Origin of the sequence: Streptomyces venetus (assembly GCF_039540295.1) — a bacterium.
GTDB lineage: Bacteria > Actinomycetota > Actinomycetes > Streptomycetales > Streptomycetaceae > Streptomyces > Streptomyces venetus.
The window spans coordinates 67,810-88,461 of the sequence record NZ_BAABET010000012.1 but is presented as its reverse complement, the minus strand read 5'-3'; the positions used below and the strand labels follow the sequence as shown (position 1 = coordinate 88,461).

Genomic DNA, 20,652 nt, shown 5'->3' with positions numbered 1-20,652 from the left:
TATGCCGGACAGGATCGTCAGCCCCGTACGGCGCCTGTGGACAACCCCGTGCGGGCTCAGTCCTTGTGGACGGTCCCGTCCGGGTCGAGCCCCTTGAACGACAGCAGCACGATCAGGATGCCACCGCACACGATCGCCGAGTCGGCGAGGTTGAACACGGCGAAGTGCTTCGGCGCGATGAAGTCCACGACCGCGCCCTCGAAGACACCCGGCGCCCGGAAGATCCGGTCGGTGAGGTTGCCCAGCGCACCGCCGAGCAGCAGGCCGAGCGCGATCGCCCAGGGCAGGCTGTAGAGCTTGCGGGCGAGCCGGGCGATCACCACGATCACCGACGCCGCGATCACGGTGAAGATCACCGTGAAGGCCTCGCCGAAGCCGAAGGCCGCGCCCGCGTTGCGGATCGCCTCGAACTTCAGCCAGTCCCCGATGATCTCGATGGGCGGATGGTGCTCCAGTTTGGCCACCACGATCAACTTGCTGACCAGGTCGAGGGCGTAGGCGAAGGCGGCGACCGCGAACAGGACCGCGATCCGGCGCCTGCCCCGGGGCCGCCCGGGCGTGGCCTCCGGCCGGTCCGTGCCGGACGCTCCGGCGGCCGCCGCGTCGGTGCCGGACCCATCGGCCGGGGCGCGGGTGACCTCCGAGTCGGCGCGCTCGCCCGAGGCCGTGTGCTCGCCGGGCCGCTCCTGCCCGCTGCCAGCCGCGTCCGGTGTGTCCGGCGTACCGATGATGCGCTCCGCCTCTGCCACGTGAGTCCCTCAACCTAGGTGCCAAACTGAGGACGAGGGTACGGCACACCCTGTGCCCCCCACGTGCTCAGGAGGCATTCGGCCGCTGGTCAGTACCGGCGCTCCTGCTTCTGCTTGCACTCCACGCACAGGGTGGCCCGCGGGAAGGCCTGCATCCGGGCCTTGCCGATGGGGTTCCCGCAGTTCTCGCAGAGGCCGTAGGTGCCCGAGTCGAGACGTTCCAGGGCGCGCTCGGTCTGCACGAGCATCTCGCGCGCGTTCGCGGCCAGGGCCAGCTCGTGCTCGCGGGTGATGTTCTTGGTGCCGGTGTCCGCCTGGTCGTCGCCCGCGCCGTCCCCGGAGTCCCGCATCAGGCCGGCGAGAGACCTCTCGGACGAGGTGATCTCCTCCCGCAGCCGCGTCTCCTCGGACTGAAGCTCGGCACGCGCCTCGTCGACCTCCTTCGCCGTCCAGGGGTCCTCGCCCGGGCGTACCGCGAGCTCACCGGGTTCCGCCGCGCCCCGCGCCTTGGGAACCGCGGTCTTGGCCGCCGTGGCCGTGCCAGGGGTCTTCTTCGCACCCACCGTCGTCGCTCCCGTCTGCTGCGCGGCCTCGGCCGCACCCGCCTTCTTGGCCGTGCTGCTCCCGGCCTTGTCCTGTGTGACCGCGCCGGTCCGGGTGGTGCCCTTTCCGACCGCGCCCTTCGTGGTGGTGCTCCTGCCTCCGGCGCGAACGCCCTCGGCCCCGCCGCCCTTCTCCGCGGCGACGGCCTTGGCGGCCTTCGCCCTCTTGACAGCGGCCTTCTTGGCCGCCGTCCCCTCGGCCGCCGCCTTGCCGGCCGCCTTCCCGGCTGCCGCCTCCTTGGCCGCCGTCTTGGTGGCCACCTTCCCGGCTGCCGCATCCGTGGCCGTTGTCTTGGCGGTCGCCTTCCTGGGGGCTGCGGCCTCCTTTGCCGCCGCCTTCGCGGCTGCCGCTTCCGTGGCTGCCACCTTCCCGGTCGCCGCCTCCTTGGCCGCCGTCTTGCTGACCGCCTTCCGGGGGGCCGCCTCCTTGGGCGCCACCTTCGCGGCTGCCGCTTCTGTAGCTGCCGCTTCTGTGGCTGCCACCTTCCCGGCCGCCGCATCCTTGGCCGCCGTCTTGGTGGCCGCTGCCCTCTTGGCAGCCGTTTTCCCGGCTGCCGTCTTGGTGGCCGCCGCCTCCTTCGCCCGGGCCTTCTCGGCCGGGGCCTTCTTGCCCGCCGCCTTTCTGGGCGTCGCCTCTCCGGCCGCCGCCTTCGTGGCTGCCGTCTTTCTGGGCGCGGCCTCTCTGGCGGCCGCCTTCGTAGCCGCCGTCTTCGTAGCCGCCGTCTTCGTAGCCGCCGTCTTCGTAGCCGCCGCCTTCGTAGCCGCCGCCTTCGTAGCTGCCGCGTTCCCGACCGCCGTCTCCTCGCCGGTCGTCCTCTCGACGGCCGTCTCCTCGGCCGGAGCCTCGGCCCCCGCCTTCTTGGCCGTCGCCCCCTTCGCCGCCGCCCCCTTGGCCGCGACCTTCCTGGCCACCGCTTTCCCGGCGACGGCCTTCTTGGCCGTCACCTTCTTGACGGCCGCCTTCGTCCTGGTGACAGCCGCCTTCGTGCCCCCGGTCGCCCTACCGGCCGCCCCCTTCGCCGCCCGCCCCGCCGAGCCTCCCTGCGTGGTCTTCTTCCCGCCCACGTCCTTGGCCGCACCACCGGAGGCCTCCGCGGACCTGCCGGAGGCCGGCTGCTGTACGGCGGTCTTCTTCGCCACCATGGCCGCGGCCCCTTCACATATTGTGATCTTGCTCGCGAAATCGTGCTGGGACGATAAATCGACTTGAGTCCCGCGGCAACGGGGCACACCGCCCGATTCGCCCGCCTCGCGCACGCCGCGCGGCGAACCTGCATCCGTTGTGCCCAGCTCCCCGCCCGGTAATCCGCCGAGCCGGACGTCCCAGGATCCGAACACCTATACCTCGCCAATCGGGTCATCAAACCCATAAATCCCCCATATGGAATCCCATACGCCTCCCCGGCCCCGACCGTCCCGAAAAGCGGTCGGCCGCTGTCCGCGCGGCGCCGTACACTGGGCGGAGCGAAAAGCGTGGATGGGGACGAGTAGCGGCGTAGGCAGCCCAGAGCGACCCGGGGACGGTGGAAGCCCGGGGGCGAGCGCGACGTGAAGATCACCCCGGAGCCGCCGGAAGAAAGCCGCAGCCGAGCGCAGTGGCCAGTAGAACCGGCATCGCGACCCCAATGAGGGGGCTCGCCGACGCACACCCCGCGCCGGAGGGCCAAGGAGGGTGGTACCGCGGGAGCGCGCCGAAGCCGGCGCAGGCACAGACTCAGCTCTCGTCCCTCCGGACGGAAGGCAGCAAGTCCGCCGGAGGAAGCCCGCTGATGACATCGCCGACGTATCGCCAGGTACCCGCCCAGGTCGACCTGCCCGCCCTCGAGCACGCCGTGCTCGACTTCTGGCGCGAGCAGAAGATCTTCGCCAAGAGCCTGGAGCAGTCCGAGGGCCGCCCCGAGTGGGTGTTCTACGAGGGCCCGCCCACCGCCAACGGCATGCCCGGCGCCCACCACATCGAGGCGCGCGTCTTCAAGGACGTCTTCCCCCGCTTCCGGACCATGCGCGGCTACCACGTGGCCCGCAAGGCCGGCTGGGACTGCCACGGCCTCCCGGTCGAGCTCGCCGTCGAGAAGGAGCTCGGCTTCTCCGGCAAGCAGGACATCGAGGCGTACGGCATCGCGGAGTTCAACGAGAAGTGCCGCGAGTCGGTGACCCGGCACACGGACGCCTTCGAGGCGCTCACGACCCGCATGGGCTACTGGACCGACCTCCAGGACCCGTACCGCACGATGGACCCCGAGTACATCGAGTCCGTCTGGTGGTCGCTGAAGGAGATCTTCAACAAGGGCCTGCTGGTCCAGGACCACCGCGTCGCCCCCTGGTGCCCCCGCTGCGGCACCGGCCTGTCGGACCACGAGCTGGCGCAGGGCTACGAGACGGTCGTCGACCCCTCGGTCTTCGTCCGCTTCCCGCTCACCTCCGGCCCGCTCGCCGGCGAGGCCGCGCTCCTGGTGTGGACGACGACCCCGTGGACCCTGGTGTCCAACACCGCCGTCGCCGCCCACCCCGAGGTCACCTACGTCGTGGCGACGAACGGCGAGGAGAAGCTCGTCGTCGCCGAGCCGCTGCTCGCCAAGGCCCTCGGCGAGGGCTGGGAGACCACCGGCCAGAGCTTCACCGGCGCCGAGATGGAGCGCTGGACCTACCAGCGCCCCTTCGAGCTCGTCGAGTTCCCGAGCGTCAGCGAGGGAACCAATGGGCACAGCCCGGAGCCGGCGCACTTCGTCGTCAACGCCGACTACGTCACGACCGAGGACGGCACGGGTCTGGTCCACCAGTCCCCCGCCTTCGGTGAGGACGACCTCAAGGTCTGCCGCTCCTACGGCCTGCCGGTCGTGAACCCGGTCCGCCCGGACGGCACCTTCGAGGAGGACGTCCCCCTCGTCGGCGGCGTCTTCTTCAAGAAGGCGGACGAGAAGCTCACCGAGGACCTCGACGGCCGCGGCCTGCTCTTCAAGCACATCCCGTACGAGCACAGCTACCCGCACTGCTGGCGCTGCCACACCGCGCTCCTCTACTACGCGCAGCCCTCCTGGTACATCCGCACCACCGCGATCAAGGACCGCCTCCTCGCGGAGAACGAGAACACCAACTGGTTCCCGGACACGGTCAAGCACGGCCGGTACGGCGACTGGCTGGACAACAACATCGACTGGGCCCTGTCCCGCAACCGCTACTGGGGCACGCCGCTGCCGATCTGGCGCTGCGCGGAGGACCACCTCACCTGCGTCGGCTCCCTCGCGGAGCTCACCGAGCTCACCGGCACCGACCAGTCGGGCCTGGATCCGCACCGCCCCTTCATCGACGAGGTCACCTTCGCCTGCCCGCAGGACGGCTGCGGCAGCACGGCCACGCGCGTGCCGGAGGTCATCGACGCCTGGTACGACTCGGGTTCGATGCCGTTCGCGCAGTGGGGCTACCCGTACAAGAACAAGGAGCTCTTCGAGACCCGCTACCCGGCGCAGTTCATCTGCGAGGCCATCGACCAGACGCGCGGCTGGTTCTACACGCTGATGGCGGTCGGCACCCTGGTCTTCGACAAGTCGTCGTACGAGAACGTGGTCTGTCTCGGCCACATCCTCGCCGAGGACGGCCGCAAGATGTCCAAGCACCTGGGCAACACCCTGGAGCCCATCCCGCTCATGGACCAGCACGGCGCGGACGCGGTGCGCTGGTTCATGGCGGCCGGCGGTTCCCCCTGGGCGGCCCGCCGCGTCGGCCACGGCACCATCCAGGAGGTCGTCCGCAAGACGCTCCTCACGTACTGGAACACGGTCGCCTTCCAGGCCCTGTACGCCCGTACGTCCGGCTGGGCCCCGTCCGCGGCCGACCCGGCCCCGGCCGACCGTCCGGTCCTGGACCGCTGGCTGCTGTCCGAGCTGCACGCGCTCACCGACCAGGTCACCAAGTCCCTGGACGCCTACGACACCCAGCGCGCCGGCAAGCTGCTCTCCGCGTTCGTCGACGACCTGTCGAACTGGTACGTGCGCCGCTCGCGCCGCCGCTTCTGGCAGGGCGACAAGGCGGCCCTGCGCACCCTGCACGAGGTCGTCGAGACGGTGACGCAGCTGATGTCCCCGCTGACCCCGTTCATCACCGAGCGGGTCTGGCAGGACCTGATCGTGCCGGTCACCCCTGGCGCTCCCGAGTCTGTCCATCTGTCGTCCTGGCCGGAGGCGGACCTCACCGCCATCGACCCGGAGCTGTCGAAGCAGATGGTGCTGGTGCGCCGGCTCGTGGAACTGGGCCGTGCCACGCGGGCGGAGTCGGGCGTCAAGACGCGTCAGCCGCTATCCCGCGCGCTGATCGCCGCCTCGGGCTTCGACGCGCTCCACTCCGAACTGCGCACGCAGATCACGGAGGAGCTGAACGTCGAGTCGCTCGCCACCCTCAGCGAGGTCGGCGGCTCCCTGGTGGACACCACCGCCAAGGCCAACTTCCGCGCGCTGGGCAAGCGGTTCGGCAAGCGCGTCCAGGACGTGGCCAAGGCCGTCGCGAACGCCGACGCGGCCGCCCTCTCCCTCGCCCTGCGCGAGGGCACGGCATCGGTCGAGGTCGATGGCGAGACGATCACGCTGGCTCCCGACGAGGTCATCATCACCGAGACCCCGCGCGAGGGCTGGTCGGTGGCCTCGGACTCCGGCGCGACGGTCGCCCTGGACCTGGAGATCACGGAGGAGCTCCGCCGTGCGGGTCTGGCCCGTGACGCGATCCGCCTGATCCAGGAGGCCCGCAAGAACAGCGGCCTCGACGTGGCCGACCGCATCGCACTGCGCTGGACGGCGACCGACCCGGCCGTCACCGAGGCCCTCACCGAACACGCGGGCCTGATCGCCGACGAGGTCCTGGCGACGGACTTCGCGCAGGGCGAGGCGGAGGACAGCTACGGCGCCCCGTTCACGGACGAGGGTCTGGCCCTCACGTTCCGCCTGCGCAAGGCGTAGCCTCCGGGCCGACCGGCCCGAAGAATCGCCAAGGCCCGGACCCGCCAAAGATCTTGGTGGGTCCGGGCCTTCGGCGTTGCGTACGCACGAACGCACGTAGCAAAAAGGCGGGGCCCCGGGTGTGAACCCGGGGCCCCGCCGTGAACGCTGCCGATGCCTACGCCGTACTACTGGCCATCAGGCCGTCAGTTGTCGTCCTCGTCGATCAGGAAGCCTCGCATGGGCGAGGGCGCCTGACCCATCGGCGAGGGGCCCTGCGGACGCACCGGCGCCATCGGCTGGGTCATCGCCGGCGACATCTGCTGCTGACCGCCGTAGGACGGACCGGACGGCGACGGGGCGCCGCCCATCGTCTGGTTGCCGCCGCCGTAGGACGGGGCGCTCGCGCCGGCCGGAGCCATGGAAGGCGCCGGGGACGGCGGGAGAGACGCGGCAGCCGGAGTACGCGGCGGAGCCAGCGAGTCGTCGGCCTGGGTCTCCAGCTGACGCAGCTGCGACTCCAGGTACGACTTCAGGCGCGTGCGGTACTCGCGCTCGAAGCCGCGCAGGTCCTCGACCTTGCGCTCCAGCGTGGCGCGAGCGGACTCCAGGGAGCCCATCGCGACGCGGTGCTTCTCCTGCGCGTCCCGCTCCAGGGCGTCGGCCTTGGCTCGGGCGTCACGCTCCAGACCCTCGGCACGCGAACGCGCCTCGCCGACGATCTTGTTGGCTTCGGAACGGGCCTCGGCGATCGCCTGGTCGGCGGTCTGCTGGGCCAGCGAGAGGACACGGGCGGCGCTGTCGCCACCGGGGCCTCCCTGACCGGGGCCGCCCATCGGACCGCCCATGGGGCCGCCCATCGGACCACCCATCTGCTGCTGCATCGGGGGCTGGCCCATCGGACCCGGACCGCCCGGACCCTGGCCCATCGGACCGGGACCCTGCGGACCACCCTGACCGCCGGGACCGGCGGGCAGCTGCGGGGCACCGCTCGGCAGCTGGGGCGGACCACCCATGGGGCCACCCATCTGCTGCTGCGGCGGGCCCGATATGCCGGCGGGTACAGGACCACCGGGACCGCGCATCCCCTGCTGCTGGGGGGGCTGCTGCTGATCCTGCTGCTGCTCCGGAGGCTTGCGCATGTTCTGCTGATTCTGCGCAGCAGCGCGCGTGGCCGCGGCCAGTTTGGCGCGCAGGTCCTCGTTCTCACGGAGCAGGCGGGTCAGTTCGGCTTCGACCTCATCGAGGAAGGCATCGACCTCGTCCTCGTCATAGCCTTCTCGGAGGCGGACGGTCGTGAACTGCTTGTTCCGCACGTCCTCGGGGGTCAACGGCATCTCTTCACCTCAACGTAGTCGTCGGCATTCGGCAAGACCGTATCTGTCACATCGCTCACATCACGTTCCGCACGATCGTGATCAGGATGTAGACGATGATCATCAGAACGAAGAAGGACAGGTCGAGCGCCACGCCCCCGAGACGCAGCGGCGGGATGACCCGCCGCAGAAGCTTGAGCGGTGGATCCGTGACAGTGTAAGTGGCCTCAAGAACGACCACCATCGGCTTGCCGGGTTGCCATGAGCGGGCGAACTGGAAGACGTAGTCCATGACCAGCCGGAAGATGAGCACGATGAGGAAGCACATCAGCGCGATGTAGACGACATCCAGAACCACGCTCATGATCGCTTGCTTCCCTCTCCCCTGTGCCCTGCTTGTTGCTGCTGTTTCCGATGGTGTGTCTCAGCTCTGGTTGAAGAACCCGCCCTCTGCGATGCGGGCCTTGTCCTCCGCCGTGACATCGACGTTAGCAGGCGACAACAGGAACACCTTCTGCGTCACCCGCTCGATGCTGCCGTGAAGACCAAACACCAGACCGGCCGCAAAGTCGACAAGTCGCTTCGCATCTGTGTCGTCCATCTCAGTCAGATTCATGATCACCGGAGTGCCTTCACGGAAGTGTTCCCCGATGGTACGGGCCTCGTTGTAGGTCCGTGGGTGAAGCGTGGTGATCCGGTAAGGCTCTCGTTCGGACACGACCTTGGGCATGATCACCGGTGCGTTCTTCTCCAGACTTGCGCGTTCTTGTGTGATGGATGCCACGGGCGCGATGCGCGCCGGGCGGCCGGATTCCGCGGGTAGCGAAGCGGAACGCGCGGCCGGCTCACGAGGAGGGGACGGCTGTACGACTCGTACCTCTTCGTCCCTTTGGGGCTGATGTGAGATATGTGGTTGATGGGACGATTCGTGCCGTCGGTGATCCCGCTCGGGTTCCGGGTCGAGTTCGGGTTCGAAGTCGTCGTCGGGGTCGAATCCGCGGCCGTCGTACCCATCGTCCTCCACGAGGCCGAGGTAGACCGCCATCTTGCGCATCGCGCCGGCCATGCTCTGAGTCCTCCGCTCTGTGGTGGATCGGCTGACGACTGCCAAGTGCCCGCGATCCACGAGGCCTTTGTCCGCCTAACGGCGGCAATGACCATATTTTCTGCTGTGGTCCGACTTCCTGGCGACGTTACCGGAGCCTGGGGCGGACTCCGAGTACCGCGCTGCCGACGCGTACATGTGTCGCTCCGGCCGCCACGGCCTGTTCGAGGTCCGCACTCATCCCTGCCGAGACCATGGTGGCAGTCGGATGACTCCTGCGCAGGTCAGTCGACAAATCCAGCAATCGCCCGAACGCGGCCTGTTCGCGCCCCGCGTACTCTCCGGTGAGCGGTGCGACGGTCATCAGTCCGCCGAGCCGGAGCCCCGGCGCCTCGGCGACGAGACCGGCCAACTCGCCGATGCCTTCGGGCGCCAGACCGCCTCGCTCACCCCGGCCGCTCTCACCGGCGTCGAGTGCGACCTGGATGAGACACCCCAGCTCGCGCCCGGTCCGGACAGCCTCCTTCGACAGAGCTGTGACGAGCTTGGAACGATCGACGGACTGCACGAAGTCCGCGTAACCGACCACGGATCGCACCTTGTTGGTCTGGAGTTGTCCGACAAAATGCCAAGTAAGGGGCAGATCCATACAGGCGGCGGCCTTGGGGGCCGCGTCCTGGTCGCGGTTCTCGGCGACATGGCGGACGCCGAGTTCCGACAGGATCCGCACATCGCTCGCGGGATAGGTCTTGGTGACCACGATCAAGGTCACCTCGTCGCGCTCCCGCCCCGCGGCGGCGCACGCGTCGGCGATACGACGCTCCACTTTCGCCAGATTCGCGGCGAGTTCGTCCTTACGGTCCGTCATGCCCCATCAGTCCAGCCACACATAGCCCGCGAGCCGACCGGTGGTGCGGTCGCGGCGGTACGAGAAATGATCGCCCGACTCCAGCGTGCACACCGGCGACTGCTCCCGGTCGCGCACCCCGAGCCGTTCGAGCTGGGCGTGCACTCCGGCGCTCACATCCACGGCCGGTGTGCCCCAACTCGTCTCGGCGTACGCCGCCGGCTCGACGGCGGCCACTTCGGCGCGCATCGCCTCGGGCACTTCGTAACACCGGCCGCAGACGGTGGGTCCGGTGCGGGCGACGATCCGGGAGGGCTCGGCGCCCAGCTCCGTCATCGCGCGTAGCGCGGCCGGGACGACGCCGGCGATCATGCCGGGCCGGCCCGCGTGGGCCGCGGCGACGATCCCGGCCACGGGATCGGCGAGCAGCACCGGCACGCAGTCGGCGGTGAGCACGGCGAGGGCGAGGCCCCGCCGCACGGTGACGATCGCGTCGACCGACGGGATCTCGGACGACGATCCCCACGGTCCGTCCACCACCGCCACGTCGGCCCCGTGCACCTGGTTCATCCAGACCACCCGGTCCGGATCGGCGCCCAAGCTCTTGGCGGCGAGTTCGCGGTTGGTTCGTACGGCGTCGGGGTCGTCGCCGACCGCTCCGCCGAGGTTGAGCTCCTCATACGGAGCGGCGCTCACCCCGCCCCACCGGTCGGTGAAGCCGAAGTGCGCGCCGCTCACGCTTTCGCGCTGTCCTATCACGTCAGCAGAATCACTTGAGGAAGTCCGGTACGTCCAGTTCCTCGGCCGCGCTGTCCGAGTAGGTCCGCGGCGCCGGCGGGACCGGCGGGGCGACCGGGATGTCGCTGACCGGCTCCGGAGCGGGCTCCGGGTCCTCCTTCGGGGTCACGCTGCCGAGCGATCCGAAGGACGGGCGGCTCTCGGCCTGCCGGGCCGGGGCCGGCTCGTCGCGCTTGGCGGAGGACGAGCCGAGGACGGTGTCCCGCTTGGCGGGCGGCTGGCCGCCGTCGAAGCCGGCCGCGATCACGGTGACCCGGACCTCGTCGCCGAGGGCGTCGTCGATCACCGCGCCGAAGATGATGTTGGCCTCGGGGTGGGCGGCCTCGCTCACCAGCTGGGCGGCCTCGTTGATCTCGAACAGACCGAGGTCCGAGCCGCCGGAGATGGAGAGCAGCACGCCGCGGGCGCCGTCGATGGACGCCTCCAGCAGCGGCGAGGAGATCGCCATCTCGGCCGCGGCCACCGCGCGGTCGTCGCCGCGGGCCGAGCCGATGCCCATCAGGGCCGAGCCGGCCTCGGACATGACCGACTTGACGTCGGCGAAGTCGAGGTTGATGAGGCCCGGGGTGGTGATGAGGTCGGTGATGCCCTGGACACCGGAGAGGAGGACCTGGTCGGCCGACTTGAAGGCGTCGAGCACCGAGACCTGGCGGTCCGAGATGGACAGCAGCCGGTCGTTCGGGATGACGATGAGGGTGTCGACCTCTTCGCGGAGTTCGGCGATGCCGTCCTCGGCCTGGTTCGCGCGGCGCCGCCCCTCGAAGGTGAACGGGCGCGTGACCACACCGATGGTGAGGGCACCGAGCGAGCGGGCGATGTTGGCCACGACGGGCGCGCCGCCGGTGCCGGTGCCGCCGCCTTCACCGGCTGTCACGAAGACCATGTCGGCCCCCTTGAGGACCTCCTCGATCTCCTCGCGGTGGTCCTCGGCGGCCTTCCGGCCCACGGCCGGGTTGGCTCCGGCGCCGAGTCCGCGGGTGAGTTCACGGCCGACGTCCAGCTTGACGTCGGCGTCGCTCATCAACAGAGCTTGCGCGTCGGTGTTGATGGCGATGAACTCGACGCCCTTGAGACCGACCTCGATCATCCGGTTGATGGCATTGACACCACCGCCGCCGACACCGATGACTTTGATGACTGCGAGGTAGTTCTGCGGTGCTGCCACGTCGAAGGCCTCTCGCCTCGAGTTACGTGTCGCCGAATCACTGTGACGCACTGCGCCCCGCGACCCGACGACTGATGCCGAATGGGACGGTCCGTATCGCCGACCCGAACCCTAACCCTGAAGTTTAGGGTTACCAGTGTGTCTGTTCCTTGGAGTCTTCTGAACAGGACACTAAGTCGACAAGTGGCGCACGTTCAACGAACACGCCGAACCTCCCGTTTTTCTTTTCACCCTATGTGATCAGCCGTAGCACTGCCCAACCAGGGTGCTGGCCTGCGCGGATGTGCGTCAACTCCCTGATGACGCGGGCGCGGTGGGAACACTCACGTCGAAGTGCCGCGCGCCGGGCGAGGCTTTCATCAGGGCGGTGAGCGCACGGGCCTTCGCGGCGCCCTTCTCGCTGCTTCCCCAGCCGACCGTGCGGCCGTCCGCCAACTCCAGCGAGATGTCGTCGTAGGAACGGACCTTGACGGTGCGTGTGCCGTGCGCGACGGCGGCCGGAACGGCGCGCGCGACGACCACCGCCTCGCGCACCAGCCGGGACTCGCCGAAGCGGCGCAGGCTCGCGGCCGCGGAGCTGGACCGGGACAGCGTCAATTCCAGTGCGGGCACGCCTTTCGGCGCCTCGGAAACCGTGGCGAAACGGACACCTTCATCGTCCACTTCGACGAACTTTCCGCCCTTTTGGACAATCAGAACCGGAGTCCGCTCGACCACTTTCAGCCGGATTCCATGGGGCCAGGAACGGACCGCGTCAACCGAGTCGATTCGGGGCAATTTCCGGCGCAGCCGCGTCTCGATCGCATCCGTGTCCACGGAAATCAACGGCTTCCCGAGGGGGACCTCGGCGGCCGCCCGTACCTGAGCCGGCGTCAGGACCCGTGTACCTGACACGGAGACCTTCTCGGCGCGCAGCCACGCGGAGCCCCAGAAGAGCCAGACCGTCGGGAAGCCGAGGAAGACCAGGACGAGACCCAGGATGACGATCACACGAAGCCGGGCCCGCCGCGACCGCAGACGGAGCGGCGGGCCGGACGACTCCTGCTTGCGTTCACCGCGCTCGGCGGTGGTCGATCCGGCCACGCTCCCCTGCCTTCCGTCATACAGTCCTAGCGCTGTGCACGACTGGCGGCGATCGCCTCGTACACCATGCCGACGAGCAGGTCGTCGGCGTCCCGGCGGCCGAACTCGGCGGCGCTGCGGGACATCTGGTACAGCCGGTGCGGGTCGGCGAGCACGGGCAGGACGTTCTGCTGGACCCACTCGGGGGTCAGCTCCGCGTCGTCGACCAGCAGACCGCCGCCGGCCTTGACCACCGGCTGGGCGTTGAGCCGCTGTTCGCCGTTGCCGATGGGCAGCGGGACGTAGGCGGCCGGAAGCCCGACGGCGGAGAGTTCGGCGACGGTCATCGCGCCCGCGCGGCAGAGCATCATGTCGGCCGCGGCGTACGCGAGGTCCATCCGGTCCAGGTAACTTACCGGCACATAGGGGGGCATTCCCGGCATCTGGTGGACCTGCGGCAGTTCGTTCTTCGGGCCGACCGCGTGCAGGATCTGGATTCCGGCCTGCTGGAGCCAGGGCGCCACCTGCTGGACGACCTCGTTCAGGCGGCGGGCGCCCTGGGAGCCGCCGGTGACCAGCAGCGTGGGCAGGTTCGGGTCCAGGCCGAACGCGGCGCGGGCCTCCGGGCGTACGGCGGCCCGGTCCAGGGTGGCGATGGAGCGGCGCAGCGGGATGCCGATGTAACGGGAGTTCCGCAGCTTGCTGTCGGGCGTGGAGACGGCGACCTGGCTGGCGTACCGCGAGCCGATCTTGTTGGCCAGGCCGGGGCGGGCGTTGGCCTCGTGGATGACGATCGGCACGCCCAGGCGCTTGGCCGCGAGGTAACCGGGCAGGGCGACGTAACCGCCGAAGCCGACCACGGCGTCCGCCTTGGTGCGCTCCAGGATCTGCTCGGTCGCCTTGATGGTGCCGCGCAGCCGGCCCGGGACGGTGATCAGCTCGGGGGTGGGCTTGCGTGGCAGCGGCACGGCGGGGATCAGCGCGAGTTCGTACCCACGCTCGGGTACGAGACGTGTCTCGAGGCCGCGCTCCGTGCCCAGGGCCGTGATGCCCACGGTCGGATCCTGCCTGCGCAGGGCGTCCGCGAGGGCGAGCGCGGGCTCGATGTGGCCCGCGGTTCCTCCGCCGGCGAGTACGACATGCACCGAAATTCACCGCTCTCCGGACGAGCGCGCCACCGAGGCGCGCCGTCGCATCGTGTTCCATCTCCGGGGACTCCGCTTGGAACCGGTGCCCCCAGCCCCCCGCTTTCTACCAAAGCGGGGTTGCCGCATCGCAAGCGCCGCCCGCGCAGCGGGCTCGTCGCGCGCGAAGGCGATCAGCAACCCGATGGCGAACATGGTCGGCAGCAGGGCGGATCCTCCGTAGGAGAACAGCGGGAGGGGGACACCGGCGATCGGCAGCAGACCGAGCACCGCACCGATGTTGATCACGGCCTGGGCCGTGATCCAGGTGGTCACGCCTCCCGCGGCGTACCTGACGAAGGGGTCCTCCGTGCGTCCGGCCACGCGGATACCCGCATAGCCTAGAGCCGCGAAGAGGGCGAGTACCGACAGCGTCCCCGCCAGGCCCAGTTCCTCACCGGTGACGGCGAAGATGAAGTCGGTGTGGGCTTCGGGGAGTTGGCCCCATTTCTCCACACTCGCGCCCAGCCCGGAACCGAAGATTCCGCCGGAGGCGAGGGCGTAGATCCCGTGCACGGCCTGCCAGCAGTCGACGGGGCCCGACTGGGGTTCGGTGGCGCCGAGGCACTGGAGGCGGGCCATGCGGTTGGCGCTGGTCTTGATGAGGATCAGGCCGAGCACGGCGGCGACCGACAGGACCCCGGCGAACAGCCGCGTGGGCGCGCCGGCCAGCCAGAGCAGGCCGAAGAGGATGGCGGTGAGGATGATCGCGGTGCCCATGTCGCCGCCGATCATGATCAGGCCGAGCAGCATGAAGGCGGCCGGCACCAGCGGCACGAGCATGTGCTTCCACTGGGTCAGCAGCCTCTTGTCCTGCTTGCGGGCGAGCAGGTCGGCGCCCCACAGGACGAGGGCCAGCTTGCCGAACTCACTGGGCTGGATCTGGAAGGAGCCGCCGAGCGAGATCCAGTTCTGGTTGCCGTTGACCGACACTCCTATCCCCGGGATCTGGACCAGGATCATGAGGAAGACGGCGCCCGCGAGGATCGGGTAGGCCAGCGCCCGGTGCAGCCGCACCGGCATCCGTGAGGCCGCGAACAGCAGACCGGCGCCGATGACCGCCGCGAGGAGCTGCTTGCGGAAGAAGTAGGAGCCCGGCAGCGACATCTGGAGCGCGGTGATCTGCGAGGCCGAGTAGACCATCACCAGCCCCAGCACGGTGATCAGCAGACTGCCGCCGAAGATGAGGTAGTAGGCGGTCAGCGGCCGGTCCCAGCCTCTGCGGGCACGGTGGTAGAAGGCGCGGACGCCGGTCTGGCGCGGGAGCCGGGTCGCGGCGGGGCGCTTGGGAACTCGTGGAGCCGGCGGCCGTCCGGTACGGCTGGTGGGCATCGCCGCTCACCCTTCCGTGCCGGTGGGGAACGTTGTGCGGCGGACGTCCCCCGGCCGCTCGGGCACCAGCCACATCCGTCTCACGCGTCCCTCCCAGGTTCGCCCGGCACCGCCGCCGGGCAAGGCGGACCCGGGTCAGCCCTCGGCGGAGCCGAGCTCACGGACGGCGTCCGCGAAAGCGTCCCCGCGCTTGTTGTAGTTGGCGAACATGTCCATGGAGGCACAGGCCGGAGCCAGCAGCACCGTGTCACCGGTGCGAGCGAGCCTGTGCGCCTCCTGAACCGCCGCGCGCATCGCCCCAGTGTCGGTCCGGTCGAGGTCGACGACGGGTACTTCCGGGGCGTGTCGCGCCAGGGCTTCGCGGATGAGCTCGCGGTCCGCGCCGATCAGCACGGCCCCGCGCAGCCGGGGCGCCGACTTGGCGACCAGTTCGTCGAAGGTCGCGCCCTTCGCCAGCCCGCCCGCGATCCACACGATCGACTCGTACGCCGCCAACGAGGCTTCCGCGGCGTGCGTGTTGGTGGCCTTGGAGTCGTCGACGTACGCGACCCCGTCCACGTCGGCCACGTGCGCGATGCGGTGGGCGTCCGGGGTGAAGGCCCGCAGGCCGTCCCGTACGGCCTGGGCGGGCACGCCGAAGGCGCGCGCGAGGGCCGCCGCCGCGAGGGCGTTGGCGATGTTGTGCGGGGCCGGCGGGTTGACGTCCGCGACCTCGGCGAGCTCCTGGGCGTTCTTCTGCCGGTTCTCGACGAAGGCGCGGTCGACCAGGATGCCCTCCACGACGCCGAGTTGGGAGGGCGCGGGCGTGCCGAGGGTGAAGCCGATCGCCCGGCAGCCCTCCTCGACGTCGGCCTCGCGGACCAGGTCCTCGGTGGCCTTGTCGGCGACGTTGTAGACGCAGGCGACGCGATTGCCCTCGTAGATCCGGCCCTTGTCGGCGGCGTACGCCTCCATGGAGCCGTGCCAGTCGAGGTGGTCGGGGGCGAGGTTGAGCACCGCGGCCGAGTGGGCGCGCAGCGAGGGCGCCCAGTGCAGCTGGTAGCTGGACAGCTCCACGGCCAGGACGTCGTACGGCTCCTCGCCGAGCACCGCGTCCAACAGGGAGACGCCGATGTTGCCGACGGCGGCGGTGCGCAGTCCGGCCGCCGTCAGGATCGACGCCAGCATCTGGACGGTGGTGGTCTTGCCGTTGGTGCCCGTGACGGCCAGCCAGGGAGCGGCGTCGGGGCCGCGCAGGCGCCAGGCCAGTTCGACGTCGCCCCAGACGGGGACGCCCGCTCGGTCCGCCGCCGCGAACAGCGGCTTGTCCGGCTTCCAGCCGGGCGCGGTGACGATCAGTTCGGAGCCCTCGGGCAGGGTGTCGCCGTCACCGAGGCGCACGGTGATGCCGAGCGCCTCCAGCTCGTCCGCCTGCGCCCGCGCGCGCTCGTCGGCGCCGTCGTTGACGACCGTGACGATCGCGCCGAGGCCGTGCAGCACCTTGGCCGCCGGGACGCCGGAGACGCCGAGCCCGGCGACGGTGACGTGCTTGCCCTGAAACTCGTAGGGCTCCGGGGAGGTCACTTGTCCGCTGCCCATCCTGCGTAGAAGAGTCCAAGTCCGACGATCACACAAATGCCCTGAATGATCCAGAAGCGGACCACGACAAGAACTTCGGACCAGCCCTTGAGTTCGAAGTGGTGTTGGAGTGGCGCCATCCGGAAGACGCGCTTGCCGGTGAGGCGGAAGGAACCGACCTGGATCACCACGGACATGGTGATCAGGACGAACAGACCGCCGAGGATGGCCATCAGCAGCTCGGTGCGGGAGCAGATCGCGAGGCCGGCGAGCACACCGCCGAGCGCCAGCGAACCGGTGTCACCCATGAAGATCTTGGCCGGCGAGGTGTTCCACCACAGGAAGCCGAGGCAGGCGCCCATCAGCGCCGAGGCGACCACCGCCAGGTCGAGCGGATCTCGCACCTCGTAGCACGCGCCCGGGTTGGTCAGGGTCTGCGCGTTGGCGCAGGACTCCTGGAACTGCCAGACGCCGATGAAGGTGTAGGCGCCGAAGACGAGCACCGAGGCGCCGGTGGCCAGACCGTCCAGACCGTCGGTCAGGTTCACGCCGTTCGACATCGCGAGGATCATGAACAGCGCCCAGACCACGAAGAGCACGGGTCCGATCGTCCAGCCGAAGTCCGTGATGAACGACAGCTTCGTGGACGCCGGGGTGTTGCCCCGGTTGTCCGCGAACTGCAGCGAGAGCACCGCGAAGCCGATGCCGACGATCAGCTGGCCGGCCATCTTGGCCTTGGCCCGCAGACCCAGTGAACGCCGTTTGACGATCTTGATGTAGTCGTCGAGGAAGCCGACCAGGCCCATGCCGACCATCAGGCCGAGCACCAGCAGACCCGAGAAGGTCGGCGCCGCGTCGGCCTCCGGGTCCAGATAGCCCGTGATCACCTTGGCCAGGAAGTACGCGGCGACCGTCGCCAGGATGAAGGCGATACCGCCCATGGTCGGCGTACCGCGCTTGCTGGCGTGCTCGCGCGGGCCGTCGTCACGGATGTACTGGCCGTAGCCCTTGCGGGCGAGCAGCTTGATCAGCAGCGGGGTGCCGATCAGTGTGAGGAAGAGACCAATGACTCCTGCGAACAGGATCTGCTTCATCATCGGGCGGAAACCTCACCCTCGGCACCGGTCTCGAGCAGCGCCTGCGCCACGCCCTCGAGGCCGACCGAACGGGACGCCTTCACGAGTACGACGTCTCCCGGGCGCAACTCGCTGCGCAACAGGTCGACCGCCGCCTGTGCGTCGGACACGTGCACCGACTCCTCACCCCACGAACCCTCGTTATATGCGCCCAGTTGCAGCCAGGCGGCTTCCCTGCCACCGACCGCGACGAGCTTGCTGACGTTGAGCCGGACGGCAAGCCGTCCGACCGCGTCGTGCTCGGCGAGAGCCTCGTCCCCGAGCTCGGCCATCTTGCCGAGCACCGCCCACGTCCGCCGCCCCTTGCCCATCGCCACGAGCGCGCGCAGAGCGGCTCGCATGGACTCGGGGTTCGCGTTGTAGGCGTCGTTGACGACCGTCACGCCGTCCGGGCGCTCGGTGACCTCCATCCGCCAGCGGGAGAGGGAGCCCGCCTCGGAGAGCGCAACGGCGATCTCGTCTGCGGACATGCCCAACTCGTGGGCGACGGCGGCCGCGGCGAGCGCGTTCGACACGTGGTGCTCACCGTACAGGCGCATGGTCACATCGCTTGCACCGGAGGGTGTGTGAAGCCTGAAAGCGGGCTGTCCGGTGTCCGTGAGTCGGACGTTCTCGGCGGAGACGTCCGCTTCGCCGGACTCTCCGAAAAGGATCACCTTCGCCTTCGTTCGGGAGGCCATGGCCCGTACGTAGGGGTCGTCCGCGTTGAGGATCGCGGTGCCGCCCTCGGCCTCGGACGGCAGGGCCTCGACGAGTTCGCCCTTGGCCTGGGCGATCTGCTCCCGGCCGCCGAACTCGCCGATGTGGGCGCTGCCGACGTTGAGGACGAGGCCGATCCTGGGGGGCGTCAGACCGGCGAGGTAGCGGATGTGCCCGATGCCGCGGGCGCCCATCTCCAGGACCAGGAAGCGGGTCTCCTCGGTGGCGCTGAGCGCGGTCAGCGGCAGTCCGATCTCGTTGTTGAGCGAGCCGGGCGTGAAAACCGTCGGTGCCTTGCGCTGGAGTACCTGCGCGATGAGGTCCTTGGTGCTGGTCTTGCCCGCCGAGCCGGTGAGGGCGACGAGGGTGGCACCGAGACGTCGTACGACGTGCCGCGCGAGGGCGCCGAGGGCCGTCTGGACGTCGTCCACGACGATGGCGGGCACACCGACGGGCCGGGTGCCGAGCACGGCCACCGCTCCCGCCCCGACGACCGCCGCCGCGAAGTCGTGGCCGTCCACGCGCTCACCGGCGAAGGCGGCGAACAGGCTGCCCGGCCCCGCCTCGCGGGAGTCCCGGACGACCGGGCCGGTGACCTGGACGGACGGATCCGGTATGTCGTGCGTCTGCCCGCCGACGACTTCTGCGATCTCGGCGAGGGAGAGGGCGATCACAAGTTCATCCCCTGGATCATGCGGGATTTCATCCCTGGGTCTTCTGGATGGCTTCGCGAAGCACCTGGCGGTCGTCGAAGGGACGGACCACCCCGGCGATGTCCTGGCCCTGCTCGTGGCCCTTGCCCGCGACCAGGACGGTGTCGCCGGGCTCGGCGCGGGCGACGGCGGCGGCGATCGCGGCGGCCCGGTCCTCGAAGACGGCCACCTCGCCGCGCTCGTACGCGGGCACGGACGCCGCGCCCTGGAGCATCGTGGCGAGGATCGCGAGGGGATCCTCGGAACGGGGGTTGTCGGAGGTCAGTACGGCGGTGTCCGCGAGCCGGGCCGCGGCGGCGCCCATGGGCTCGCGCTTGGTCTTGTCCCGGTCGCCGCCGCAGCCGAGGACGATGTGGAGCTTGCCCTCGGTGACCTTGCGCAGTGCCCGCAGCACGGACTCGACGGCGTCGGTCTTGTGGGCGTAGTCGACGACCGCGAGGTACGGCTGCCCGGCGTCCACGCGCTCCAGGCGGCCCGGCACCCCGGGTACGGCGGCCACGCCGTCGGCGGCGGCCTGCGGGTCGAGGCCGGCGACGGCGAGGGCGACGATCGCGGCCAGGGTGTTGGCCACGTTGAAGGGCCCCGGCAGCGGCGACTTGGCGCTGATCCGCTCGCCCTTGGGACCGACGACGGTGAACGTCGAGTCCAGCTGGCCGACCACGACGTCCTCGGCGCGCCAGTCGGCGTCGGGGTGGCCCTCGGCGGAGTAGGTGACGACCGGCACGGTGGCCTCGTTCGCCAGCCTGCGCCCGTACTCGTCGTCGACGTTGACCACGCCGAGTTTGCCGCGTTTCGGCGTGAACAGCTGCGCCTTGGCCTGGAAGTAGTCCTCCATGCCCGAGTGGAACTCCATGTGTTCCGGGCTGAGGTTGGTGAAGACGCCGATGTCGAAGACGCAGCCGTCGACGCGGCCGAGCACCAGGGCGTGGCTGGAGACCTCCATGGCGACCGCCTCGACCCCGCGTTCGCGCATGACGGCGAACAGGGCCTGGAGGTCGGTGGCTTCGGGGGTGGTGCGCTCGGACCTGATGCGTTCGTCGCCGATGCGCATCTCGACCGTGCCGATCAGGCCGGTGGACCGAACCGTCTTCAGGCCGCCCTCGACCAGGTAGGCGGTGGTGGTCTTGCCGGAGGTGCCGGTGATGCCGATCTGGAGCAGGTCCCGGCCGGGGTGGCCGTAGATCGTGGCGGCCAGCTCGCCCATCCGCCCGCGCGGGTCGTCGACGACCAGGACCGGCAGTCCGGACGCGGCGGCGCGCTCGGCCCCGGTCGGGTCGGTCAGCACGGCGGCGGCGCCGAGGCCCGCGGCCTGGTTGACGAAGTCGGCGCCGTGCAGCCGGGCGCCCGGGAGGGCGGCGTACAGGTCGCCGGGGCGTACGGCGCGCGAGTCATGGGTGATGCCGGTGACCTCGGCGGCACTCTCCGGCGCGGAAGCACCCAGCTGATCGGCGAGCTCCGCGAGGGGTGTGGCGGAGACGTGCACCGGCCTGGGCGGCCCGGGGTATGTCACGGGATGGCCCTT

Annotated in this window: 16 protein-coding genes; 1 reads left to right on the top strand and 15 read right to left on the bottom strand. The window is 70.1% G+C overall.

Annotation, left to right across the window (positions count from 1 at the left end):
• Positions 1-56: 56 nt before the first annotated feature.
• Positions 57-749 carry a signal peptidase II gene (gene lspA / locus ABEA82_RS32620; RefSeq protein ID WP_345665327.1) on the bottom strand — a complete coding sequence of 231 codons (693 nt, stop codon included), beginning with the start codon at positions 747-749 and terminating at the stop codon, positions 57-59.
• Between the two features lie 89 nt (positions 750-838).
• Positions 839-2,494 carry a TraR/DksA family transcriptional regulator gene (locus ABEA82_RS32615; RefSeq protein ID WP_345665326.1) on the bottom strand — a complete coding sequence of 552 codons (1,656 nt, stop codon included), beginning with the start codon at positions 2,492-2,494 and terminating at the stop codon, positions 839-841.
• 626 nt (positions 2,495-3,120) lie between these two features.
• Between ABEA82_RS32615 and ileS the strand changes: the two genes are divergently transcribed.
• Entirely contained in the window at positions 3,121-6,297 is a 3,177-nt protein-coding gene (gene ileS, locus ABEA82_RS32610) for an isoleucine--tRNA ligase (RefSeq protein ID WP_345665325.1), read from the top strand.
• A gap of 185 nt (positions 6,298-6,482) precedes the next feature.
• Here ileS and ABEA82_RS32605 read toward each other — a convergent pair whose 3' ends face one another.
• The 13 genes from ABEA82_RS32605 to ABEA82_RS32545 all read right to left on the bottom strand — a co-directional run bounded on the left by ABEA82_RS32605 (position 6,483) and on the right by ABEA82_RS32545 (position 20,640).
• Entirely contained in the window at positions 6,483-7,613 is a 1,131-nt protein-coding gene (locus ABEA82_RS32605; RefSeq protein ID WP_345665324.1) for a DivIVA domain-containing protein, read from the bottom strand.
• Between the two features lie 55 nt (positions 7,614-7,668).
• Positions 7,669-7,956 (bottom strand): YggT family protein, encoded by a 288-nt coding sequence (locus tag ABEA82_RS32600; RefSeq protein WP_345665323.1) that lies wholly within the window; start codon positions 7,954-7,956, stop codon positions 7,669-7,671.
• A 60-nt stretch (positions 7,957-8,016) separates the two neighbouring features.
• The gene (locus ABEA82_RS32595) at positions 8,017-8,658 is read right to left on the bottom strand and encodes a cell division protein SepF (protein WP_345665322.1); all 642 of its coding nucleotides are present in this window, start codon (positions 8,656-8,658) and stop codon (positions 8,017-8,019) included.
• 127 nt (positions 8,659-8,785) lie between these two features.
• Entirely contained in the window at positions 8,786-9,505 is a 720-nt protein-coding gene (locus tag ABEA82_RS32590; RefSeq protein WP_345665321.1) for a YggS family pyridoxal phosphate-dependent enzyme, read from the bottom strand.
• Positions 9,506-9,511: 6 nt separating this feature from the next.
• Positions 9,512-10,243: a peptidoglycan editing factor PgeF gene (gene pgeF / locus ABEA82_RS32585; protein WP_345665320.1), complete on the bottom strand. Its 732-nt coding sequence runs from the start codon at positions 10,241-10,243 to the stop codon at positions 9,512-9,514.
• 10 nt (positions 10,244-10,253) lie between these two features.
• On the bottom strand, positions 10,254-11,447 hold the full coding sequence (gene ftsZ, locus ABEA82_RS32580) for a cell division protein FtsZ (RefSeq protein ID WP_345665319.1): 1,194 nt from the start codon (positions 11,445-11,447) through the stop codon (positions 10,254-10,256).
• A gap of 288 nt (positions 11,448-11,735) precedes the next feature.
• On the bottom strand, positions 11,736-12,530 hold the full coding sequence (locus tag ABEA82_RS32575; RefSeq protein ID WP_345665318.1) for a cell division protein FtsQ/DivIB: 795 nt from the start codon (positions 12,528-12,530) through the stop codon (positions 11,736-11,738).
• Positions 12,531-12,556: 26 nt separating this feature from the next.
• Positions 12,557-13,654, bottom strand: a complete 1,098-nt coding sequence (gene murG, locus ABEA82_RS32570; protein ID WP_345665317.1) for an undecaprenyldiphospho-muramoylpentapeptide beta-N-acetylglucosaminyltransferase — start codon at positions 13,652-13,654, stop codon at positions 12,557-12,559.
• Between the two features lie 6 nt (positions 13,655-13,660).
• Positions 13,661-15,025, bottom strand: a complete 1,365-nt coding sequence (ftsW, locus tag ABEA82_RS32565; protein WP_345665316.1) for a putative lipid II flippase FtsW — start codon at positions 15,023-15,025, stop codon at positions 13,661-13,663.
• A gap of 135 nt (positions 15,026-15,160) precedes the next feature.
• On the bottom strand, positions 15,161-16,603 hold the full coding sequence (gene murD / locus ABEA82_RS32560; protein WP_345665315.1) for a UDP-N-acetylmuramoyl-L-alanine--D-glutamate ligase: 1,443 nt from the start codon (positions 16,601-16,603) through the stop codon (positions 15,161-15,163).
• Entirely contained in the window at positions 16,585-17,676 is a 1,092-nt protein-coding gene (gene mraY / locus ABEA82_RS32555; protein WP_003989622.1) for a phospho-N-acetylmuramoyl-pentapeptide-transferase, read from the bottom strand. The genes murD and mraY overlap by 19 nt, the downstream gene beginning before the upstream one ends.
• A complete protein-coding gene (locus ABEA82_RS32550) occupies positions 17,676-19,091 on the bottom strand; it encodes a UDP-N-acetylmuramoyl-tripeptide--D-alanyl-D-alanine ligase (RefSeq protein WP_345665314.1) in 1,416 nt (471 codons plus the stop codon). Before ABEA82_RS32550 ends, mraY begins: the two co-directional genes overlap by 1 nt.
• Before the next feature lie 28 nt (positions 19,092-19,119).
• On the bottom strand, positions 19,120-20,640 hold the full coding sequence (locus tag ABEA82_RS32545) for a UDP-N-acetylmuramoyl-L-alanyl-D-glutamate--2,6-diaminopimelate ligase (protein ID WP_345665313.1): 1,521 nt from the start codon (positions 20,638-20,640) through the stop codon (positions 19,120-19,122).
• Between the last annotated feature and the right edge of the window lie 12 nt (positions 20,641-20,652).

Coding starts and splice junctions, on each gene's coding strand:
- ABEA82_RS32615 (WP_345665326.1), bottom strand. CDS start 2,494: ATGGTGGCGAAGAAGACCGCCGTACAGCAGCCGGCCTCCGGCAGGTCC.
- ileS (WP_345665325.1), top strand. CDS start 3,121: ATGACATCGCCGACGTATCGCCAGGTACCCGCCCAGGTCGACCTGCCC.
- ABEA82_RS32605 (WP_345665324.1), bottom strand. CDS start 7,613: ATGCCGTTGACCCCCGAGGACGTGCGGAACAAGCAGTTCACGACCGTC.
- ABEA82_RS32600 (WP_345665323.1), bottom strand. CDS start 7,956: ATGAGCGTGGTTCTGGATGTCGTCTACATCGCGCTGATGTGCTTCCTC.
- ABEA82_RS32595 (WP_345665322.1), bottom strand. CDS start 8,658: ATGGCCGGCGCGATGCGCAAGATGGCGGTCTACCTCGGCCTCGTGGAG.
- ABEA82_RS32590 (WP_345665321.1), bottom strand. CDS start 9,505: ATGACGGACCGTAAGGACGAACTCGCCGCGAATCTGGCGAAAGTGGAG.
- ftsW (WP_345665316.1), bottom strand. CDS start 15,025: ATGCCCACCAGCCGTACCGGACGGCCGCCGGCTCCACGAGTTCCCAAG.
- murD (WP_345665315.1), bottom strand. CDS start 16,603: ATGGGCAGCGGACAAGTGACCTCCCCGGAGCCCTACGAGTTTCAGGGC.
- mraY (WP_003989622.1), bottom strand. CDS start 17,676: ATGAAGCAGATCCTGTTCGCAGGAGTCATTGGTCTCTTCCTCACACTG.